This is a genomic window from Stenotrophomonas sp. a6 (genome assembly GCF_030913325.1).
Taxonomy (GTDB): Bacteria; Pseudomonadota; Gammaproteobacteria; order Xanthomonadales; family Xanthomonadaceae; genus Stenotrophomonas; species Stenotrophomonas maltophilia.
In genome coordinates this window covers 683,525-700,449 of sequence record NZ_CP133161.1, presented here as the reverse complement: position 1 = coordinate 700,449, position 16,925 = coordinate 683,525, and the positions used below count along the sequence as shown (strand labels likewise).

At 66.8% G+C, this 16,925-nt stretch carries 12 protein-coding genes, 1 other RNA gene and 1 pseudogene; 8 read left to right on the top strand and 6 right to left on the bottom strand.

Annotated features, from left to right (window positions below; all coding sequences use genetic code 11):
- Positions 1–5: 5 nt before the first annotated feature.
- Positions 6–407, bottom strand: coding sequence for a division/cell wall cluster transcriptional repressor MraZ (locus Q9Q79_RS03165; RefSeq protein WP_008266948.1), 402 nt, complete (start codon positions 405–407; stop codon positions 6–8).
- A 368-nt stretch (positions 408–775) separates the two neighbouring features.
- On the opposite strand from Q9Q79_RS03165, the gene Q9Q79_RS03160 reads away from it, so the two are divergent.
- Positions 776–1,552: an NRDE family protein gene (locus Q9Q79_RS03160; RefSeq protein ID WP_201863833.1), complete on the top strand. Its 777-nt coding sequence runs from the start codon at positions 776–778 to the stop codon at positions 1,550–1,552.
- A gap of 101 nt (positions 1,553–1,653) precedes the next feature.
- Positions 1,654–2,124, top strand: coding sequence for a DM13 domain-containing protein (locus tag Q9Q79_RS03155; RefSeq protein WP_049397418.1), 471 nt, complete (start codon positions 1,654–1,656; stop codon positions 2,122–2,124).
- Positions 2,125–2,262: 138 nt separating this feature from the next.
- On the opposite strand, the gene rnpB is transcribed toward Q9Q79_RS03155, so the two are convergent.
- Both rnpB and rsmI read right to left on the bottom strand, forming a co-directional pair.
- Positions 2,263–2,614, bottom strand: an RNA gene (gene rnpB / locus Q9Q79_RS03150) — RNase P RNA component class A.
- 155 nt (positions 2,615–2,769) lie between these two features.
- Positions 2,770–3,588: a 16S rRNA (cytidine(1402)-2'-O)-methyltransferase gene (gene rsmI, locus Q9Q79_RS03145; protein WP_005408070.1), complete on the bottom strand. Its 819-nt coding sequence runs from the start codon at positions 3,586–3,588 to the stop codon at positions 2,770–2,772.
- Positions 3,589–3,669: 81 nt separating this feature from the next.
- Between rsmI and Q9Q79_RS03140 the strand changes: the two genes are divergently transcribed.
- The 6 genes and pseudogenes from Q9Q79_RS03140 to Q9Q79_RS20510 form a co-directional block, all read left to right on the top strand.
- Positions 3,670–5,391 carry a penicillin-binding protein activator gene (locus Q9Q79_RS03140; protein WP_201863831.1) on the top strand — a complete coding sequence of 574 codons (1,722 nt, stop codon included), beginning with the start codon at positions 3,670–3,672 and terminating at the stop codon, positions 5,389–5,391.
- Entirely contained in the window at positions 5,381–5,749 is a 369-nt protein-coding gene (locus Q9Q79_RS03135; RefSeq protein ID WP_201863829.1) for a YraN family protein, read from the top strand. The genes Q9Q79_RS03140 and Q9Q79_RS03135 overlap by 11 nt, the downstream gene beginning before the upstream one ends.
- Before the next feature lie 110 nt (positions 5,750–5,859).
- Positions 5,860–6,477 (top strand): metal-dependent hydrolase, encoded by a 618-nt coding sequence (locus Q9Q79_RS03130; protein ID WP_049397414.1) that lies wholly within the window; start codon positions 5,860–5,862, stop codon positions 6,475–6,477.
- Positions 6,474–7,859 (top strand): FAD-linked oxidase C-terminal domain-containing protein, encoded by a 1,386-nt coding sequence (locus tag Q9Q79_RS03125; protein ID WP_201863828.1) that lies wholly within the window; start codon positions 6,474–6,476, stop codon positions 7,857–7,859. The genes Q9Q79_RS03130 and Q9Q79_RS03125 overlap by 4 nt, the downstream gene beginning before the upstream one ends.
- Before the next feature lie 172 nt (positions 7,860–8,031).
- Positions 8,032–8,490, top strand: a complete 459-nt coding sequence (locus Q9Q79_RS03120) for a GNAT family N-acetyltransferase (protein ID WP_111196740.1) — start codon at positions 8,032–8,034, stop codon at positions 8,488–8,490.
- A gap of 124 nt (positions 8,491–8,614) precedes the next feature.
- A pseudogene (locus Q9Q79_RS20510) lies at positions 8,615–8,788 on the top strand (FAD-linked oxidase C-terminal domain-containing protein); the annotation flags it as partial.
- 69 nt (positions 8,789–8,857) lie between these two features.
- Here Q9Q79_RS20510 and Q9Q79_RS03110 read toward each other — a convergent pair.
- The 3 genes from Q9Q79_RS03110 to Q9Q79_RS03100 all read right to left on the bottom strand — a co-directional run bounded on the left by Q9Q79_RS03110 (position 8,858) and on the right by Q9Q79_RS03100 (position 16,856).
- Positions 8,858–10,879 carry an acyltransferase family protein gene (locus Q9Q79_RS03110; protein ID WP_111196736.1) on the bottom strand — a complete coding sequence of 674 codons (2,022 nt, stop codon included), beginning with the start codon at positions 10,877–10,879 and terminating at the stop codon, positions 8,858–8,860.
- Between the two features lie 192 nt (positions 10,880–11,071).
- Positions 11,072–13,414, bottom strand: a complete 2,343-nt coding sequence (locus Q9Q79_RS03105) for an autotransporter outer membrane beta-barrel domain-containing protein (protein WP_286245288.1) — start codon at positions 13,412–13,414, stop codon at positions 11,072–11,074.
- Positions 13,415–13,637: 223 nt separating this feature from the next.
- Positions 13,638–16,856, bottom strand: a complete 3,219-nt coding sequence (locus tag Q9Q79_RS03100) for an autotransporter outer membrane beta-barrel domain-containing protein (protein WP_286245286.1) — start codon at positions 16,854–16,856, stop codon at positions 13,638–13,640.
- Between the last annotated feature and the right edge of the window lie 69 nt (positions 16,857–16,925).

Below are 16,925 nucleotides of genomic sequence, written 5' to 3'. Positions count from 1 at the left end.
CCGGCTCACAACTTCAGGTCGAGCAACCCATCACCCAGATCCTCGTCAGACAACGTCTGCTGGATCAGGGCCCGATGCGCCTGCTCGCTCCACAATTCGAACTTGTCGCCCATACCGAGCAATACCGCCTTCTTCTCAATGCCCACCGCACCGCGGTGGCTGGCGGGGATGCTGATGCGACCGTTGCCGTCCAGTTCCAGATGGGCGGCCGAGCCGACCAGCTTCTGCTGCAACAGGCGCACGACGCGCTGGGTGTTGGGCTTGGACATGACGTCGTCGCGGACCCGCTCCCATTCCGACTCTGCATACAGCCACAGGCAGCCGGCTTCGAACGGGTTGTAGGTCAGCACGAGACGGTTGTTGCTGGCGCGCGCGACGAGGTCGCGGTAAGCGGTGGGAACCGCCATGCGCCCTTTATCGTCAACTGTGATGGCCGTCTCGCCCTGGAACACGACGCGTGCACCTATCCTTCGCCCGGTGAAACATTGAACCACGAAAACCCACAAAACACCCGGATTTCCCTCTGATGCCCACCTTAGCAGCGGCCGAAGGGTTGTCAACAACTTTTCAGCGGGGAAATCGCCAGCCGCATCAATGGCTTGCAACAACCTTTAGAGAATTGTTCAAGGCTTATCCACAAGTTGCTGATCCGTCTCAATTTTTGAGATTGAACGGAAGTTCAGGGCTGTGGACAAGGCGTGAAACATCGCCCGCGCATTCATCCGGAACCGGCCGGAAACGCCGCCGGACTGCGCAAACGATGCACAATGAGGCCATGTGCCTGCTCGCTCTTGGCTGGATGCACCACCCGCGCTGGCGGCTGGTGATGACCGGCAACCGTGATGAGTTCCACGCCCGCCCGACCGCGGCGCTGGCCCCCTGGCAGGATGAGACCTCCGTCATCGGAGGGCGCGACCTGCGCTCCGGCGGTGGCTGGGCCGCCGTCGGCGCCGGCGGCCGCATGGCCGTGGTCACCAATGTCCGTGATCCGCTGGCCGCACAGACCGGCCCGTCCCGGGGAGCACTGGTGGCCGACTTCCTGCGCGGCCGCGACCCCGCCGCCGTGCATATCGACCGGCTGGCCACCGTGGCGGGCGCGTATGCGCCCTTCAACCTGCTGCTGGCCGATGGCGACAGCCTGGAGTACCTGGGCAACCACCCCGCCGAGCGTCAGAGCCTGGGCCCGGGTGTGCATGGCATGTCCAACGGCGCGCTGGACGCGCCCTGGCCGAAGACCCGACGGCTGATGGCTGCGCTTTCCGCGTGGCTGCAGGAAGACGGGGTCAGATCCCCTTCCCAAGGGGAAAGGGATCTGACCCCGCTCTGGAACGCCCTCGCCGACGAACACCGCCCGGCCGACAGCGACCTGCCCGACACCGGCATCGGCCTGGAACGCGAGCGCTGGCTGAGCCCGGCCTTCATCCGCGGCGACGATTACGGCACCCGCGCCAGCACCGTGCTGCTGATCGATGCCGATGGCCACGGCGAGATCCACGAGCGCCGCTTCGGCCCACAGGGCGTCGCACTTGGCCAGAGCCAGGTCGATTTCTGACCCTGTACCTGTTTTCTGTGTCTATAAATGTCTGCACACACGCCACACGATGACCCGGCGCGGTCCTGCCGCGCGCCCCACCGATCCACAGGGAGTCATCGATGCGCCGTGTTCTTGTACTTGCCGCCACCCACCTGCTCGCCCTCGGCCTGGGCTTCGGCCTGGGCATCTACCTGCTGCCGATCCTGATCGCCCCCGACGACCCGCCGGTCGCACAGGTGCAGGCCGCCATGGCCGAAGCCCGCTACCACACCACCTTCCGTCGCCACCTCAAGGGCAGCGACGCGGTGCACTGGGCCGAAGGCAAGGTCAGCGTCAGCCCGCGCCAGGTCGCCTTCGACGGCAAGATGGGCCCGGGACCGGATTACAAGGTCTACCTGGTCCGCGACTTCGTCGACAACAAGGCCGATTTCCTGAAGACCAAGGCGCAGGCCCAGCGCATCGGCGAGGTAAAGACCTTCAACCGCTTCCTGGTGGACGTGCCCGAAAGCATCAACGTGGACGACTACACCACCGTAGTGGTGTGGTGCGAACGGTTCGAGCAGTTCATTTCCGCTGGGCAGTACCGCTGATCAAAAAGGGGCCGGCTCCCTTTCCTGCGGAAAGGGAGCCGGCCCCGTAATGCTGGCGCACCGACGCCACGCATGGGCGCCGGTAGATCCCCCACGCATGGCATCAGTAGATCCACGCCATGCGTGGATGGAAGAAAGAGGCGGAGCCGGCCGATAAGCCGGGTTCTGTCGTGGACAGTCATTCCTCTAGGCGTTACGTCACCGCAACGCTCAAGCAACCTACCCGGATCCAACGCGGGCCGCGCCAAAGGATCCCTATTTGGTCTTGCTCCAGGTGGGGTTTGCCGTGCCGGTCTGTTGCCAGACTCGCGGTGCGCTCTTACCGCACCATTTCACCCTTACCGGCCTTCCGAAGAAGACGTAGGCGGTATCTTTCTGTTGCACTTTCCGTCGGCTTGCGCCGCCCAGGCGTTACCTGGCACCTTGCCCTATGGAGCCCGGACTTTCCTCGGCACCCCCGAAGGGATGACGCGACTGTCTGGCCGGCTCCGCCAGCGCATATTCTAGCGCACGCACGTCCTTCCTGCCGTGCCGATCGCGGCGTCCGGTTCATCCATCCACGCATGGCGTGGATCTACCGATGTCGCTGCCCTGGTGGGTGCAGATTCCGATCTGGTGGGTGCGGACCTTGGTCCGCACGATCCATCAACTCCCGTACAACGCCTTGCGCGGTGCACCGGTCAACTCGGCGGCGAGCTTGGCGGCGGTCGACGGCGGCAGGTGCTCGCTCAGCTTCGCGTAGACGCGGCGACCATGCGCCAGCTGCGCTTCCTCGTCGTCACCAGCACCCTGCACCATCACCACGAACTCGCCCTTGCGCTGGTTCTCGTCGGCTTCCACCTTGGCCAGCAGTCCCGCCAGATCACCATCGAGCACGGTCTCGAACAGCTTGGTCAGCTCGCGTGCCAGCACTGCCGGGCGCTCGCCGCCGAAGATCGCCGCCATGTCGGCCAGCGATTCGGCGATGCGGTGCGAGGATTCGTAGAACACCATCGTGCGCACTTCGCCGGCCAGCGCCTGCAGGCGGTCGCGACGGCCACTGGCCTTGGCCGGCAGGAAGCCCTCGAAACTGAAGCGGTCGCTGGGCAGGCCCGCCACGCTCAGCGCGGCAATGGCGGCGCAGGCACCGGGAATCGGGCTGACCTTGATGCCGGCCGCACGGGCAGCACGCACCAGGCGGAAGCCGGGGTCGCTGACCAGCGGGGTGCCCGCATCGCTGACCAGCGCCAGCGATTCGCCCGCCTGCAGGCGCGAGACCAGGCGTTGCGACAGGGCCTCTTCATTGTGTTCGTGCAGGGCCACCAGCGGCTGCTGGATGCCGAAATGGGACAGCAGCTGGCCGCTGCGGCGGGTGTCCTCGGCACAGATGGCCGCCACCGAGCGCAGCACCTCCTGCGCGCGCGGGCTCAGATCGGCCAGGTTGCCGATCGGGGTGGCGACGACGTACAGGGTTGGGACACTCATTTCAGCGGTACTCACGGGGCAAGGGTAGAATCGTAGCGTGTACCCGGCCAAGGCCGCTGCCCTCATCGCATGGACCCGATCATGAACAAGCCCGCCGCACGGATCTCCGCCCTGTCGTTGTCGCTGATGCTGCTGGCCGGCTGTGCCACCACCAGCCTGACCAGCGCGCCCGAATCGCCGGCCCAGAGCCAGGCGCTGGCGCTGATCGAACAAGGCAAGCCGCGCGACGCCGCCCTGCAGCTGGAAGCGCTGGCTGCAACCCTGAAAGGTGGCGCCCGCAGCAACGCCCTGGCCGATGCCGCCTGGGCCTGGCACCTGGCCGGCGACAGTGCCCGCGCGCGCAGCCTGCTCGGCCAGCTCACCGCCCGCCAGCTGTCCGGCGCCAGCCTGCAGCGCTACCAGCTGACCGGCGCCGAGCTGGCACTGGCCGACAAGCAGCCGGCGCAGGCCCTGGCCCTGCTGAAGGAACAGGGCGACAACGTCTTCCCCGCGCTGCGCACGCGCTGGCACGTAGCCCGCGCCAACGCGCTGCAGGGCACCGGCGATGCCTTCGGTGCCGCCACCGAGCGCGCCCGCGCGCACGCCAGCCTGACCGGCAGCGCCCGCAGCGAAAACCAGGCCGCCATTGCCGGCCTGCTCGGCACGCTCGACGACGCTACCCTGCGCAGCCGTGCCGCCGCCCTGCCGGCCAACGACCCGCTGTACAACTTCGCTGGCCGTGCGCTGATCGCACGCGGCCTGCCGCTGCCGCGCCCGTTCGACCGCGACGGCGCCGCCCAGTTCGATACCAGCAAGCGCCCGCCGGCGATGAGCGACGGTTACCGCCCGCCGGCCAAGCTGGCCGTGCTGCTGCCGCTCAGCGGCCGCCTGGCCACCGCCGCGCAGCCGGTGCGCGATGGCCTGCTCGCCGCCTACTACGGCGAGACCCGCCGCCGCCCGGACATCAACTTCATCGACACCGCCGGTACCCCGGCCGGTGCGCTGGCCGCATATGACAAGGCCGTCGCCTCCGGTGCCGACTTCGTGGTCGGTCCGCTGGGCCGCGACGAAGTGGACGCGGTGTACGGCCGCCAGCAGCTGCAGGTGCCGGTGCTGGCACTGAACCGTGGCAAGGACGCGCCGCCGGCCGGCAGCGCCGGTTTCTCGCTGGCGCCGGAAGACGACGGCATCGTCGCCGCCGAATACCTGCGTGGCCGCGAGCGCGGCAAGGCGCTGGTGATCAACAGCGCCGACGATACCGGTCGCCGTGCCGCCGCCGCCTTCGCCCAGCGCTTCGCCCAGCGCGGCGGCCAGGTGGTGGCCACGGTCGGCGTCAGCGATGCGGTTGGCGATGTCGGTGCGCAGGTGCGCAATGCCGGCCAGGTCGATGCCGTGTTCCTCGCCGTGCGCGCCCCGCAGGCTCGCCTGCTGGCGCCGCAGCTGGCGCTGGCCGGTGCCGGTGGCGCCACCCGCGTCGGCACCTCGCAGCTGACCGTCGGCAGCGGCAAGATGGAAGAAGACGTGGCGCTGGACGGCATCGTCTACCCGAACGAAGCCTGGAACGTGCGCAGCGTGTCGGGCCTGCCGTCGGCCAGCCAGGTCGCCAGCACCCTGCCCAGCGCACGCGGTGCGGCCGGCCGCCTGTTCGCCTTCGGCGCCGATGCCTGGAAGATCACCGCCTACCTGGACAAGCTGTCCAACGAAGGTGGCCTGGACGGTGCCACCGGCACCCTGTTCCTGGACAGCAACGGCAACATCCTGCGCCAGCCGGCCTGGTCCACCTTCAATGGCGGCCGGCCGATGCCGATCGTCGGTGGTCGCTGAGCGCAGCCAACGGGGCTCGGCGGTGGAAGCCGCCGCCGAGCAGCATCTGCAACGGGCCGGACTGCAGCCGCGTGCGCGCAACGTGCGTTATCGTGGCGGTGAGCTGGACCTGGTGATGGACGACGCCGGCACCGTGGTGTTCGTGGAAGTGCGCTATCGCGCGCGATCGGATTTCGGTGGCGGTGCCGCTTCGGTGGATGTGCGCAAGTGCCGACGCCTGGCGCACGCCGCGCAGCTGTACCTGCAGGACAACCCGGCGCTGGCCAATGCACCCTGCCGTTTTGATGTGGTCGACGCCACCGGCGAGCCGCCGCAGCTGCGGTGGCTGCGTGATGCGTTCCGGCTGGATGATTGCTGATGGGTACCGTCCGCTCTGGTAGAGGCCGACCTTGGTCGGTGCTTCTGTGCCAACCAAGGTTGGCACCTGCCAGAGCGCAGCCAGGCCGGCACGACCACGGTGTGTGACTGATGCCTTCGATCATCACCCATGCTGCTGTGCCGCTGGCGCTGTGGTGCGCCGCTGATCGCGGCCGCATCCCGCCGCGCCTGCTGGCGGCCGGCGTGATTGCAGCGATGCTGCCCGATGCCGATGTACTGGCCTTCGCGCTGCACATTCCCTACGCCGATGCGTTCGGCCATCGCGGCGCCAGCCATTCGCTGCTGTTTGCCGGCGTGCTGGCGGCATTTGCCGCGGTGCTGGCGTTCTTTGGTAATTGCCGACCTTGGTCGGCGCAGCACGCCTCCGGTAGTCGCCGACCTTGGTCGGCGGGTGTGTGCCAACCAAGCTTGGCATCTACCGTGCAGGCGGCAGTGTTCGTATTCATCTGCGCTGCCAGCCACCCGCTGCTGGATGCGATGACCTCCGGCGGCCTCGGCGTGGCCCTCGCCTGGCCCTGGAGCGAACAACGCTTCTTCGCACCGTGGCGACCGATCCGCGTTTCACCGTTCGCCCCACAGTTCTTCAGCGCGCGCGGCCTGGCCACCCTGCTGTCGGAACTGCGCTGGGTGTGGCTGCCACTGGCTGGCGCCGTTGTTGCCTGGAAACTGATCCAACCCGCTCCTGCTGCTCCACGAGATCCGTCATGAGTCCTGCCCTGCCTGCTGCCCTGGTTGCCGAACTGTCCGCCCTGCTGGGCGCGGAGGGCTGGCGCATGGATGACAGCGCGCTGGAGGCCAACGCGCAGGACAACTCGTGGCGTCATCAACGCCCCGCCGCCGTCGCGCAGCCTGCCAGCATCGAACAGGTGCAGGCACTGGTGCGCGCATGCCGGGCCCATCACGTAGCGCTGGTCGCACGTGGCGCCGGCACCGGCACCACCGGCGCGGCCGTGCCGCTGCCCGGCAGCATCGTGCTGTCGTTCACCCGCATGGACCGCATCGTCGAGATCCGCGCCGGCGATCGCTGCGCGGTGGTGCAACCGGGCGTGCTCAATGGCGCCCTGCAGCAGGCACTGGCCCCGCATGGCCTGTTCTGGGCGCCGGATCCTTCCAGCGCCGAGATCTGCAGCGTCGGTGGCAACCTGGCCTGCAATGCGGGCGGCCCGCGCGCGGTGAAGTACGGCACCAGCCGCGACAACGTGCTGGGCCTGGTGGCAGTGACCGGCACCGGCGATGTGATCCGCTGCGGCGGCGCCTACACCAAGGACGCCACTGGCTACGATCTGACCCATCTGCTGGTGGGCAGCGAAGGCACGCTGGCATTGATCGTGGAAGCCACGCTGAAACTGACCCCGTTGCCGGTCAGCCAGGCCGGCCTGCGCGTGCTGTACCGCGACGCCGATGCCGCCGCGGCCGCCGTATCGCGGTTGATGTCGCAGCCGGTGGTACCCACCCGCCTGGAATTCATGGACGCGCGCAGCCTGGAGCTGCTGCGCCTCAATGGTGCCGAGGTACCGGAGGCCGGTGCGATGCTGCTGGTCGAGGCCGATGGTGACCACGACACCCTGCCCTATCTGCTGCAGGCCCTGGCCAGCGCCGCTGAAGGCGACGGCATGATCGAACTGGATGTGGCGATGGAAGGACGCGCGCGCGACCAGCTGTGGGCCGCACGCAAGGCGTTGTCGCCTGCGCTGCGCAGCGTTGCGCCGGGCAAGATCAATGAAGACGTGGTGGTGCCGGTGTCGCGCATTCCAGAGCTTGTGGCTGGCGTGCAGGCATTGGCGCGTGACTACACCCTGACCATCGTCACCTTCGGTCATGCTGGCAACGGCAACCTGCACGTCAACATTCTTTACCACCCGGACGACGCCGACGAAAACGCACGCGCGCATGCCGCACTGCCGAAGATCTTCGAACTGACGCTGTCACTGGGCGGCACGCTGTCCGGCGAGCATGGCATTGGGTTGGCCAAGCGCGATTTCATGGCGCAGGCGTTCAGCCCGGCCACGCTGGCGACGATGCGCGCGATCAAGGCCGCGCTGGACCCGGACGGCATCCTCAACCCGGGCAAAGTGCTGCCACCGGCGTGACAGAGGCGGGGCAACGGTCCTGCCGGGGGCAACCACCGGGCGACCGTCCACATCTGGCTGTCGGCACCCAGGTGCCAACCTCACATCAGCCCCGATTTCATCTGCAACGTGTTGTAGTCACATCGCATGGTAATCGTGATTCCCTTGGTGAAACCAGAATCGAGGATTCATCATGGAATTCAGGCAACTGCCGGCAGATGCGCCGGAACGGATGCAGCTGGCGCGGTGGTACAACGCACAGTGGGGTGGAAACACCGGAATGTCGCTGGAACAGGAAATCCAGTGGCTGAACCGGGAGCAGGACGCTGAAGGATTTCCGCACTTGATTGCAGCGTTCGACGGCGACCACCTGGTCGGCGCCGTCCAGCTGAAGCGCCGGGAACTGGCGTCATTCCCACAGTACGAGCACTGGCTGGGCAGTGTTTTCGTTGCCGATACGCATCGGGGCCAAGGGCTGGCGGGCAAGCTGGTCGAGCAGGCGGCGGCGCAGGCCGTGCGCATGGGCGTCTCCCATCTCTACCTGCAGACCGAAGCGCTGGACGGCGGCCTGTACGCCAGGCTGGGCTGGACACCGTTGCAGGAGACCGATAACAAGAATTATCGCGTGCTGGTGATGGTCCGAAATCTGTAAGCCTTAGTCACGCCTGCATGCGCTCCTGCCTGGGATACCGGCGAGGCATTCGCGTTGTCGCCGGAAGCCCTTGCACGCGAGATACGGCACCACGCCTGGCAGCCAGCCTTGCCCGCTTCGGCACCTGACGCTGGCGTCAGATGGCGCGCTATCCGGCGAAGAACGAAGTGGCCTGGCCAAGCGCGATTTCATGGTGCAGGCGTTCAGCCCTGCCACGCTGACGACGATGCGCGCGATCAAGGCCGCGCTGGACCCGGGTGGGATTCTCGACGCGGGCAAGGTACTGCCGCCGGCATAGACCGCGCGCACTCCTTCGCACTCCTGTAGATGCCGTGTTGCCCTTGCCTAGGCAAGGGCAACACGGTATCTACACCGGCGTGTCGTCTGCAATATCGATCAGGGTCTGCCGGAAACTGGGCAGCAGCACGCGGTTGCCATGGCCACTCAGGTGATCGTTGTCGAAGAACAGCGGTTCGCCCTCTTCCACCGCCGAACAGGTCTGCGGCCCGCACAGCAGCGGCAGCGGATCCCACACGGTCAGTGACGGGTAACGTGCCGCCAGGTCATCCAGCAGTGCCATCTGCGGCACGCGCAGCATTTCCAGATCCGCACGCGGCATGCTCAGACCGCCGGCACACGCCGGATTGCGGCGGTTGAACCAGTCCGAACAGCGGTACGCACCGGCCTTGAACAATGGCAGCGGTGCGTCGATCACCACGTGTACGCCCAGCTGCTGCAAACGCCCCAGCACGCGATCGGCTTCGTCGCGTGCCGCCTGTGCATGCGACGGCGTGCGCTCGGCCAGCAGCTGTTGATAGATCGGCTGTGCGTCCTGCTGCTGCCAGTCGAATCCGCGCAGTTCCGGCATGCGCAAGGCCGCCAGCAGCACAATGTCACCCGGGCGCGCCTCACGCTCGATGGTCGACAACGCGTCCTCAATGAAGCCCTGGCAGTCGGACGGGCTGGCCCGCAGCAGGTTGACGAAGCTGCAGCCGCCGCGATCCTGCTGGCGCACCTCCATGCCGGTCTGGCGCGCGACCATGCTGGTCATGGTGCGATACGCCGCCGCGTGCGAATCGCCGGACACGAACAGTCGCCGCCCTTCAAGCGCCGGCGCACTCACCGGCTCCAATGGGCGCCACGTGGGGTAGCGACGCGCCTGCCATGCATAGCCGTCGCGGGTCACGCTCAGCGAGACCTGCTCGTGGTACTCCACCATGGCCCATGCGCCCGCACCACACAGCGCCACCAGCGGAAACGCCATCGCCAGCACCTTGGCCGGTGCCAGCCGCAGCAGCGGCGCCGCACTGCGCAGCGGGCGCTCGATGACGTGGTAGGACGCGGCCGACACCGCCAGCAGCAGCACCGGATACAGCCACAGCGCGACGCCATGCAGGCCATACGTCCAGCGCAGCAGCACCAGCAGCGGCCAATGCCACAGGTACAGCGAATAGGACAACCGGCCCAGGTAGGCCAGCGGTGCGCAGCCCAGCGCACGGGCGATGCGCGATGTCCCCGCTGTCGAAACGCTCGCCAACAGCAGCAGGGTACCGGCCACGGTGGCCAGCACACCCGGTACTGGCATCGCCAGCTGCGGGGCAATCACCACGCCTGCGGCCAGCAGCGCCAGCCCGGCCGCTGCAACCGCGTCACCGTTCCGGCCCGGTGTACGCGTACGCATCCACTGGTACAGCAGCGCGCCCGCGGCCAGCTCCCAGAACCGCGCCGGCAGCAGATAGAACGCTGCCGCCGGTGCCGTTTGCGCCTGCCAGCCCGCCCACGCCAGCGACAGCACGCTGAGCACCGGCAACAACCAACGCGACCACGGCCAGCGCTCACGCCCGCGCAGCCACACGAAGAACAACAGCGGGAAAACCAGGTAGAACTGCTCCTCCACGCCTAGCGTCCATGTATGCAGGAACGGATTGAGTTCAGCACCGGGCGAGAAATAGTCGTCCTGCTGGCCGGCCAGTACGACGTTGCTCAAGCCGACCAGCGCGGCCCAGCCGGTCTGGTCGAACTGCTCGTTGCGCCACGCGCGGGGAATGAACAGTGCCGACAGCACGAAGGTCGCCATCAGCATCGCCAGCAGCGCCGGCAACAGGCGCAGCACGCGACGCCGGTAGAAGTCGAGCAGCATCGCACCCAGCGACGCAGGCGTGCGCGAGGCCAGCGACTGGCTGATCACGAAGCCGGACACCACGAAGAACAGGTCCACCCCGGTGAAGCCGCCGGGCAGCCACGTCGCATTGGTGTGGAAGAGGACGACGGCCAGCACCGCCAATGCGCGCAGGCCGTCAATGGCCGCATTGTGGGAACGTTCGGGAGGGGACATGCGGGTGACCGGCAGCGAGCGATCCGGCAGCATCGCCACCGTTTGCGCAGTCATTCAATGGACGATCGCGACAGGGCGGGTGTGTGTTTAGGTTCGATGCAGCCTGTGGGCCACTACAGGGCCGAGCCCTGCTCGGCTGCCCTTCTTCCACATCGCGTTGAGCCGAGCATGGGCTCGGCTCTACAGCAGCAGCGGGGTCAGAGCCCATTGCCCAGACAATGGGATCCGACCCCGCTGCACGCCCGCTTACCAGGCCCTGCGCAGGCCCAGCTGGCCGCCCACGTTGCGGTAACCGTGGTCGCCGCGCTGCACGCTCACGCCACCCCACGCCCCCCAGCGCTGGCCCAGCTTCAGCTCGGCACCGGCCTGCACCTCGTAGCGGTTGCGCGGCACGTCCGCGCCCAGCATGTCACCGTTGAACTGCAACGTGCTGGTGCCGCTGCCACGCAGCCAGTTCACGCCCAGGTACGGCTGCAGGGCATTGTCGGCCGCAGTGCCATGGCCAAACACACGCACGCCCAGGCGCCCGCTCAGGCCACCGGCGTCGGCATGGTCGATCACCGTGCCGTTGCTCTCCACGTGGCGATCAGCGCGGAAATCAACATGGCTCAGCTGCAGCTGCGGCTGCACATACAGTGCGCTGGCGCTGCCCTGCCACACGTTGAAGGTGTAGCCGGTCTCCAGCGACACACTGGCCATGCGCGAATCGTAGTGCTCCGGCTCCAGGCCGACGCCCTGCACCCGGTTATCGAAACGGCCGTACTGCAGGTTCGCATCGATGTACGCACCCTGCGTGCCGTCAGCCGCCTGCAACCAGGTGCCGTACACACCCACCGCGCTGCCACGCACCCGCCCCTTGGCGCTGTAGCCGGTCAGATCGGACACTGCACTGCTGTCAGCACGCCCCGTGCCCAACATCACGCCGAACGCTGCATTGCCTCGGCGAACCAGGTCACTGCCGATCTGCAGCACCGAGCTGTTGCCGTCGATCGACAGCTGACCGCCGACCGCGCTGAAGTCCGCCTGCTGCCGGCCCACGCGCGCCCACGCGGCACGGCCTTCATCCAGCGAGACGGCCCCGATGCGGTCGTTCATACGATGGGAAAACATGTTGATAGCTGCCGATTGGTTTGCCAGATAGGCACCGGCTTCCGGGCGCAGTACCGGCGGAGGCAGGATCGGACTGATCGGATCCACCGGATCGACAGGATCAGTCGGATCCACCGGCACGCATCCCGGCAGCGATGGGTCGACCTCGCACGGGTCTGGCGCGGTCGGCAACTGCGAGCGCAGGTACCAGTTGCCCTCGCCACCAGCGATGCCGCCCTTGTGCAGGAAGTAGTCATACGAACCTGCCACCGCGCGACCGGCCAGCGCGTAGTTGGCCGCCGACGCACCATCCACCTGGATCAACGTGATGCCTTCCAGCGTCTGCGCGCCGAGGCCGCCGATGTTCTGTACAACCACCATGGCATCTCCGCTGCTGTCGCCGCGCACATGCAGGCGATCCATTGCAGAGTCATCGCCTCCAAGCGCGCCGCGGAAGATGAACGACGAAGCCTCGCTGTGCAGATCACCCTCCACCGTCAGCGTATTGAAGCCGCCCAGCATCGGGTCGGAGAGCGCCAGTTCGCCGCCCGTGACCGACAACGTGCCGACATGCGCATCGCCCGTCAGCATCCAGCGACTGCCTGCCTCCATCGAAAGCGCTCGAACCCGATCCGAGGTACCGTTCCACACTGCTCCGCTGCCAAGCTGCACATACACATCCGACTGCGGCACCAAGCCGCCCGCCAGGTCGTCAGGGTTGATCACAATGTCGCCCACCATCAGCGCATTGTTCTCCAGTGCCACATCGAAGCGCCCGGCCACGGCGGCGTCCAGCTGCAGGGCGACCCCGTTTCCACCGTACAGCACTGCGCCGTCGGCCAGGGTCAGGCCGGGAATACCAGCACCACGTACCCACACCCCACCATGCTGTTGGCTGACCAGCGATCCGCCATGGATCTGCAATCTGCTGTTGTCACTCAAGATTGCGGCCCAGGCACCGTTGCCATCCGCGCGAACATGACTGTTGCGGAGGAACAGATAGGCTTGCCCTTCACCCACCAGACCGTGAGACGCCGCACCGGTGGTGTGTACTGCGCTGTCAACCAGATCAACATCAGAGAGGCCGTGGGCTTCGACACCGGTAGATGCCGCCCCACGCGTTTCGATACGTGTACCAAATGCAGAGAACCCTGCGGCGTCGACTGAAACGCCTGCTGACGTCGTGCCAGTGGTCAGGATGCTGCTACCCGACAGCAGGGTGACAAAACTGCCATCACCCTCAACACGCACGGCAGCGGCGTCCTCTCCGGAGGTTGAAAGATGGGTCCTTGCGAGAGGAACGATGGCACCGCCATTGCGTGCATGGAAAACGAACTCGCCTGGACCACCCGTGGTGTAGTCTCCTTCAGGCGGCTGCTTGAGGTCTTCGCCAGGAACACCGCCATCGGCGATGACCTGTTGGGCCATCGCAGGTGCGGCAGCCGATAGAATGCTGGCCAACGAGATGGCCAACAGATGACGTGAGGGTGTGATGGACATTCAGATTCTCTGTCTAAGCTGATTGGGAACGCGGGCGTACCCGTCGCGGACGGCACTGTGGCAGCCCAAACCCAGGCGTTTGAATGCAACAAGTTGGAAATTGCGCCCGATCCCAGTCGATTGCGGCAAAGAACGATGTCGCTGATGCCAGATATCGCCTGGGAGAATCCGAGGTCGGATGGCCTTGCCCAGGCAATGGGATCCGACCCCGCTGCACGCCCACTTACCAGGCCATGCGCAAACCCACTTGGCCACCCACATTGCGATAGCCACGGTCGCCGCGCTGCACGCTCACGCCACCCCACGCCCCCCAGCGCTGGCCCAGCTTCAGCTCGGCACCGGCCTGCACCTCGTAGCGGTTGCGCGGCACGTCAGCGCCCAGCATGTCACCGTTGAACTGCAACGTGCTGGTGCCGCTGCCACGCAGCCAGTTCACGCCCAGGTACGGCTGCAGGGCATTGTCGGCCGCAGTGCCATGGCCAAACACACGCACGCCCAGGCGCCCGTTCAGGCCACCGGCGTCGGCATGGTCGATCACCGTGCCGTTGCTCTCCACGTGGCGATCGGCACGGAAATCAACATGGCTCAGCTGCAGCTGCGGCTGCACATACAGTGCGCTGGCGCTGCCCTGCCACACGTTGAAGGTGTAGCCGGTCTCCAGCGACACACTGGCCATGCGCGAATCGTAGTGCTCCGGCTCCAGGCCGACGCCCTGCACCCGGTTATCGAAACGGCCGTACTGCAGGTTCGCATCGATGTACGCACCCTGCGTGCCGTCAGCCGCCTGCAACCAGGTGCCGTACACACCCACCGCGCTGCCACGCACCCGCCCCTTGGCGCTGTAGCCGGTCAGATCGGACACTGCACTGCTGTCAGCACGCCCCGTGCCCAACATCACGCCGAACGCTGCATTGCCTCGGCGAACCAGGTCACTGCCGATCTGCAGCACCGAGATGTTGCCGTCGATCGACAGCTGACCGCCGACCGCGCTGAAGTCCGCCTGCTGCCGGCCCACGCGCGCCCACGCGGCACGGCCTTCATCCAGCGAGACGGCCCCGATACGGTCGTTCATACGATGGGAAAACATGTTGATGGCTGCCGACTGGTTTGCCAGATAGGCACCGGCTTCCGGGCGCAGTACCGGCGGAGGCAGAATCGGATTGATTGGATCCACCGGATCGACGGGATCCGTCGGGTCGATCGGATCCGGGCCCGGATCGACCACGCATCCCGGCGCTGCCGGGTCGTTCCCGCAAGCATCGAACCACTGAGAACGCAGGTACCAGTTGCCATCGGTAGGATCGGCCAGGCCGCCCTGGAACAGGAAGTACTCGTACGATCCGCCCACCGCGCGGCCGCTCAGTGCGTAGCTCGCCAGTGATGCGCCGTCGATCTCGATCAGTTGGATGCCATCCTTCGTCTGCGCACCCAGCCCACCGATGTTCTTCACCGCGATCAGCGCATCGCCGGAGGTGTCGCCGCGCACGTGCAGGCGGTCCATCGCGCTGTCATCGCCGGCCATCGCCCCTTGGAACAGGAACGTGGCCCCCTCGCTGTGCAGGTCGCCGTCCACGGTAAGCGTGTTGAAGCGACCGGTGCCGTCGGACAATGCCACGCCACTGTTGAGCACCTGCAGTTCGCCTACCGTGGCATCACCGGTCAGTGTCCACTGGCTGCCGCTCTCGATCGCCATCGTCTGCACCAGATCCGACGAACCCTGCCACAGCGATCCATCCGCCAGCCGTACATGGACATCCGACTGTGGTGGCAGGCCTGCGTCCTCGTCCTCCGGGGTGATGACGATGTCGCCCTCCATCTGCGAGCGACCCTCCAGCACTACATCGAAACGTCCGGCAACTGCGGCATCCAGTGCCAGCGCGATGCCGTTGCCGCCCGATACCAGCGCGCCATTGGACAGGGTCAGGCCCAGGTCGCGGCTGCTGCGCAGCCATACACCGCCATGCTGGGCGCTCACCAGCGAACCGCCATCGATTTGCATACGACCGTTGTCATTGATCACCGCTGCCCACGCGCGCTCGCCTTCGGTGCGGACATGGGTGTTGTTCAGCGTCATTTCGCCGACACCCCCGGACAGCACGCCGTGGGCGCCATCTCCGGTGGTCAGCACGACACTGTCCACCAGATGGATGCTGCCCCCCTTCCGTGCAACAGCCCCGATGGCGTTGTCGCCGGTCGTGCTGAGCAAGGTTTCACCGGCATCGATGCGAGGGCGCACCGGACCACTGGCCTCCGCGTACAGCGCGTGGCTGGACACGCCGGTGGTATGGACCTGCGCGCCCTCCAGCGTCACCGCGCCGCCGCGATTGTCGATGCCAACCCGATTGGCACCTTCGCTGCGGACAACACTGTGCAGGAGATCCAGCACGGCCGAGTCATGGACTGCAATCGTGGCCGCTCCTCCGTCACCCAGCAGCTCGGATCCCTGCACATGTGCAGTCGTCCCCAGCCCTGATATCTGCAACACCCCGTTCGCCGCACGCACGCGACTGCCCACCAGTTCCAGCCGCGCTCCGCCGCTGGCGCTGATGCCGTAATCACCACGAACGTCCACCGATTCCAGCCGCATGCTCCCGCCACGGGCAACCACAGCCGTGCTCCCTGCTGCAGCCGCGACAACGGAACCACCCAGCATCGCGACGTCACCGCCACCTGCCAACCCGGTGCCCAGTCCCTGCATCGTGATGTGCACATTGCGCAGCTCACCGGTACTGCCTGCGTGGATGGCGACGCCAAATCCCGTCGCCCCTTCATGGCTAACGTGTGCGTCCTGCAGATGCAGGGCGGCACCCGAATTGGCCAATGCGACGTAGGTGCCTGCGCTGCGGTTGACCAGCGTACTGCCTGCGATCCGTGCCGTGCTGCCCGCACCACTGGCAAGCACCGCATTGGCATTGCTTCCTTCCGTGGTGACGGTACCGCCACTCAGCTCCACAGTACCGCCGCCACCGACCGTCACACCGTGCGAACCGTTGCCGCGGGTAAGAACGTCTGCATGGCCAACGCTGGCAGTAGCACCTGCAACGCTCAGGCCGTGGCTGGCTGAACCCTGTGTCTCGATGCTGACCTTGGCGATCTGGATCGCACCGTCAGTGCCTGAAATGGACGCGCCTGCTGCATTGTCGCCACGGGTGGTGATGGTGGCATCGGCAACGTACAGGCTGCTGCCAGTGCCTTCCACGCGGATGCCAGCAGCCGCATTTCCCTCGGTGGCCAGCACCACCGCGTCATTGGCAGTGATGCGGCCGCCATTGAGAACATGGAAGGCGTGCTCGTCGCCAGCGGTGGTGGAATAGCTGCCGCCAGCGGGGGTTTCACTGGTGCCATCGGCCACTACCTGCTGAGCCTCGGCGCCGGGTGAGACGCACAGCGCACCCGCCAGGGCGATCGCGAGGGGATGATGGGAAGGGGAAGCAAAGCGCATGCGAGGTCTCCTTGAGGGAGGCCACATGCTCCCGACACCGCCAACGCCTCGCCATCGAATCCATTGCAA

Coding starts and splice junctions, on each gene's coding strand:
- Q9Q79_RS03100 (WP_286245286.1), bottom strand. CDS start 16,856: ATGCGCTTTGCTTCCCCTTCCCATCATCCCCTCGCGATCGCCCTGGCG.
- Q9Q79_RS03155 (WP_049397418.1), top strand. CDS start 1,654: ATGCGCCGTGTTCTTGTACTTGCCGCCACCCACCTGCTCGCCCTCGGC.
- Q9Q79_RS03160 (WP_201863833.1), top strand. CDS start 776: ATGTGCCTGCTCGCTCTTGGCTGGATGCACCACCCGCGCTGGCGGCTG.
- Q9Q79_RS03120 (WP_111196740.1), top strand. CDS start 8,032: ATGGAATTCAGGCAACTGCCGGCAGATGCGCCGGAACGGATGCAGCTG.
- rsmI (WP_005408070.1), bottom strand. CDS start 3,588: ATGAGTGTCCCAACCCTGTACGTCGTCGCCACCCCGATCGGCAACCTG.
- Q9Q79_RS03110 (WP_111196736.1), bottom strand. CDS start 10,879: ATGACTGCGCAAACGGTGGCGATGCTGCCGGATCGCTCGCTGCCGGTC.
- Q9Q79_RS03165 (WP_008266948.1), bottom strand. CDS start 407: ATGGCGGTTCCCACCGCTTACCGCGACCTCGTCGCGCGCGCCAGCAAC.
- Q9Q79_RS03105 (WP_286245288.1), bottom strand. CDS start 13,414: ATGTCCATCACACCCTCACGTCATCTGTTGGCCATCTCGTTGGCCAGC.
- Q9Q79_RS03125 (WP_201863828.1), top strand. CDS start 6,474: ATGAGTCCTGCCCTGCCTGCTGCCCTGGTTGCCGAACTGTCCGCCCTG.
- Q9Q79_RS03140 (WP_201863831.1), top strand. CDS start 3,670: ATGAACAAGCCCGCCGCACGGATCTCCGCCCTGTCGTTGTCGCTGATG.
- Q9Q79_RS03130 (WP_049397414.1), top strand. CDS start 5,860: ATGCCTTCGATCATCACCCATGCTGCTGTGCCGCTGGCGCTGTGGTGC.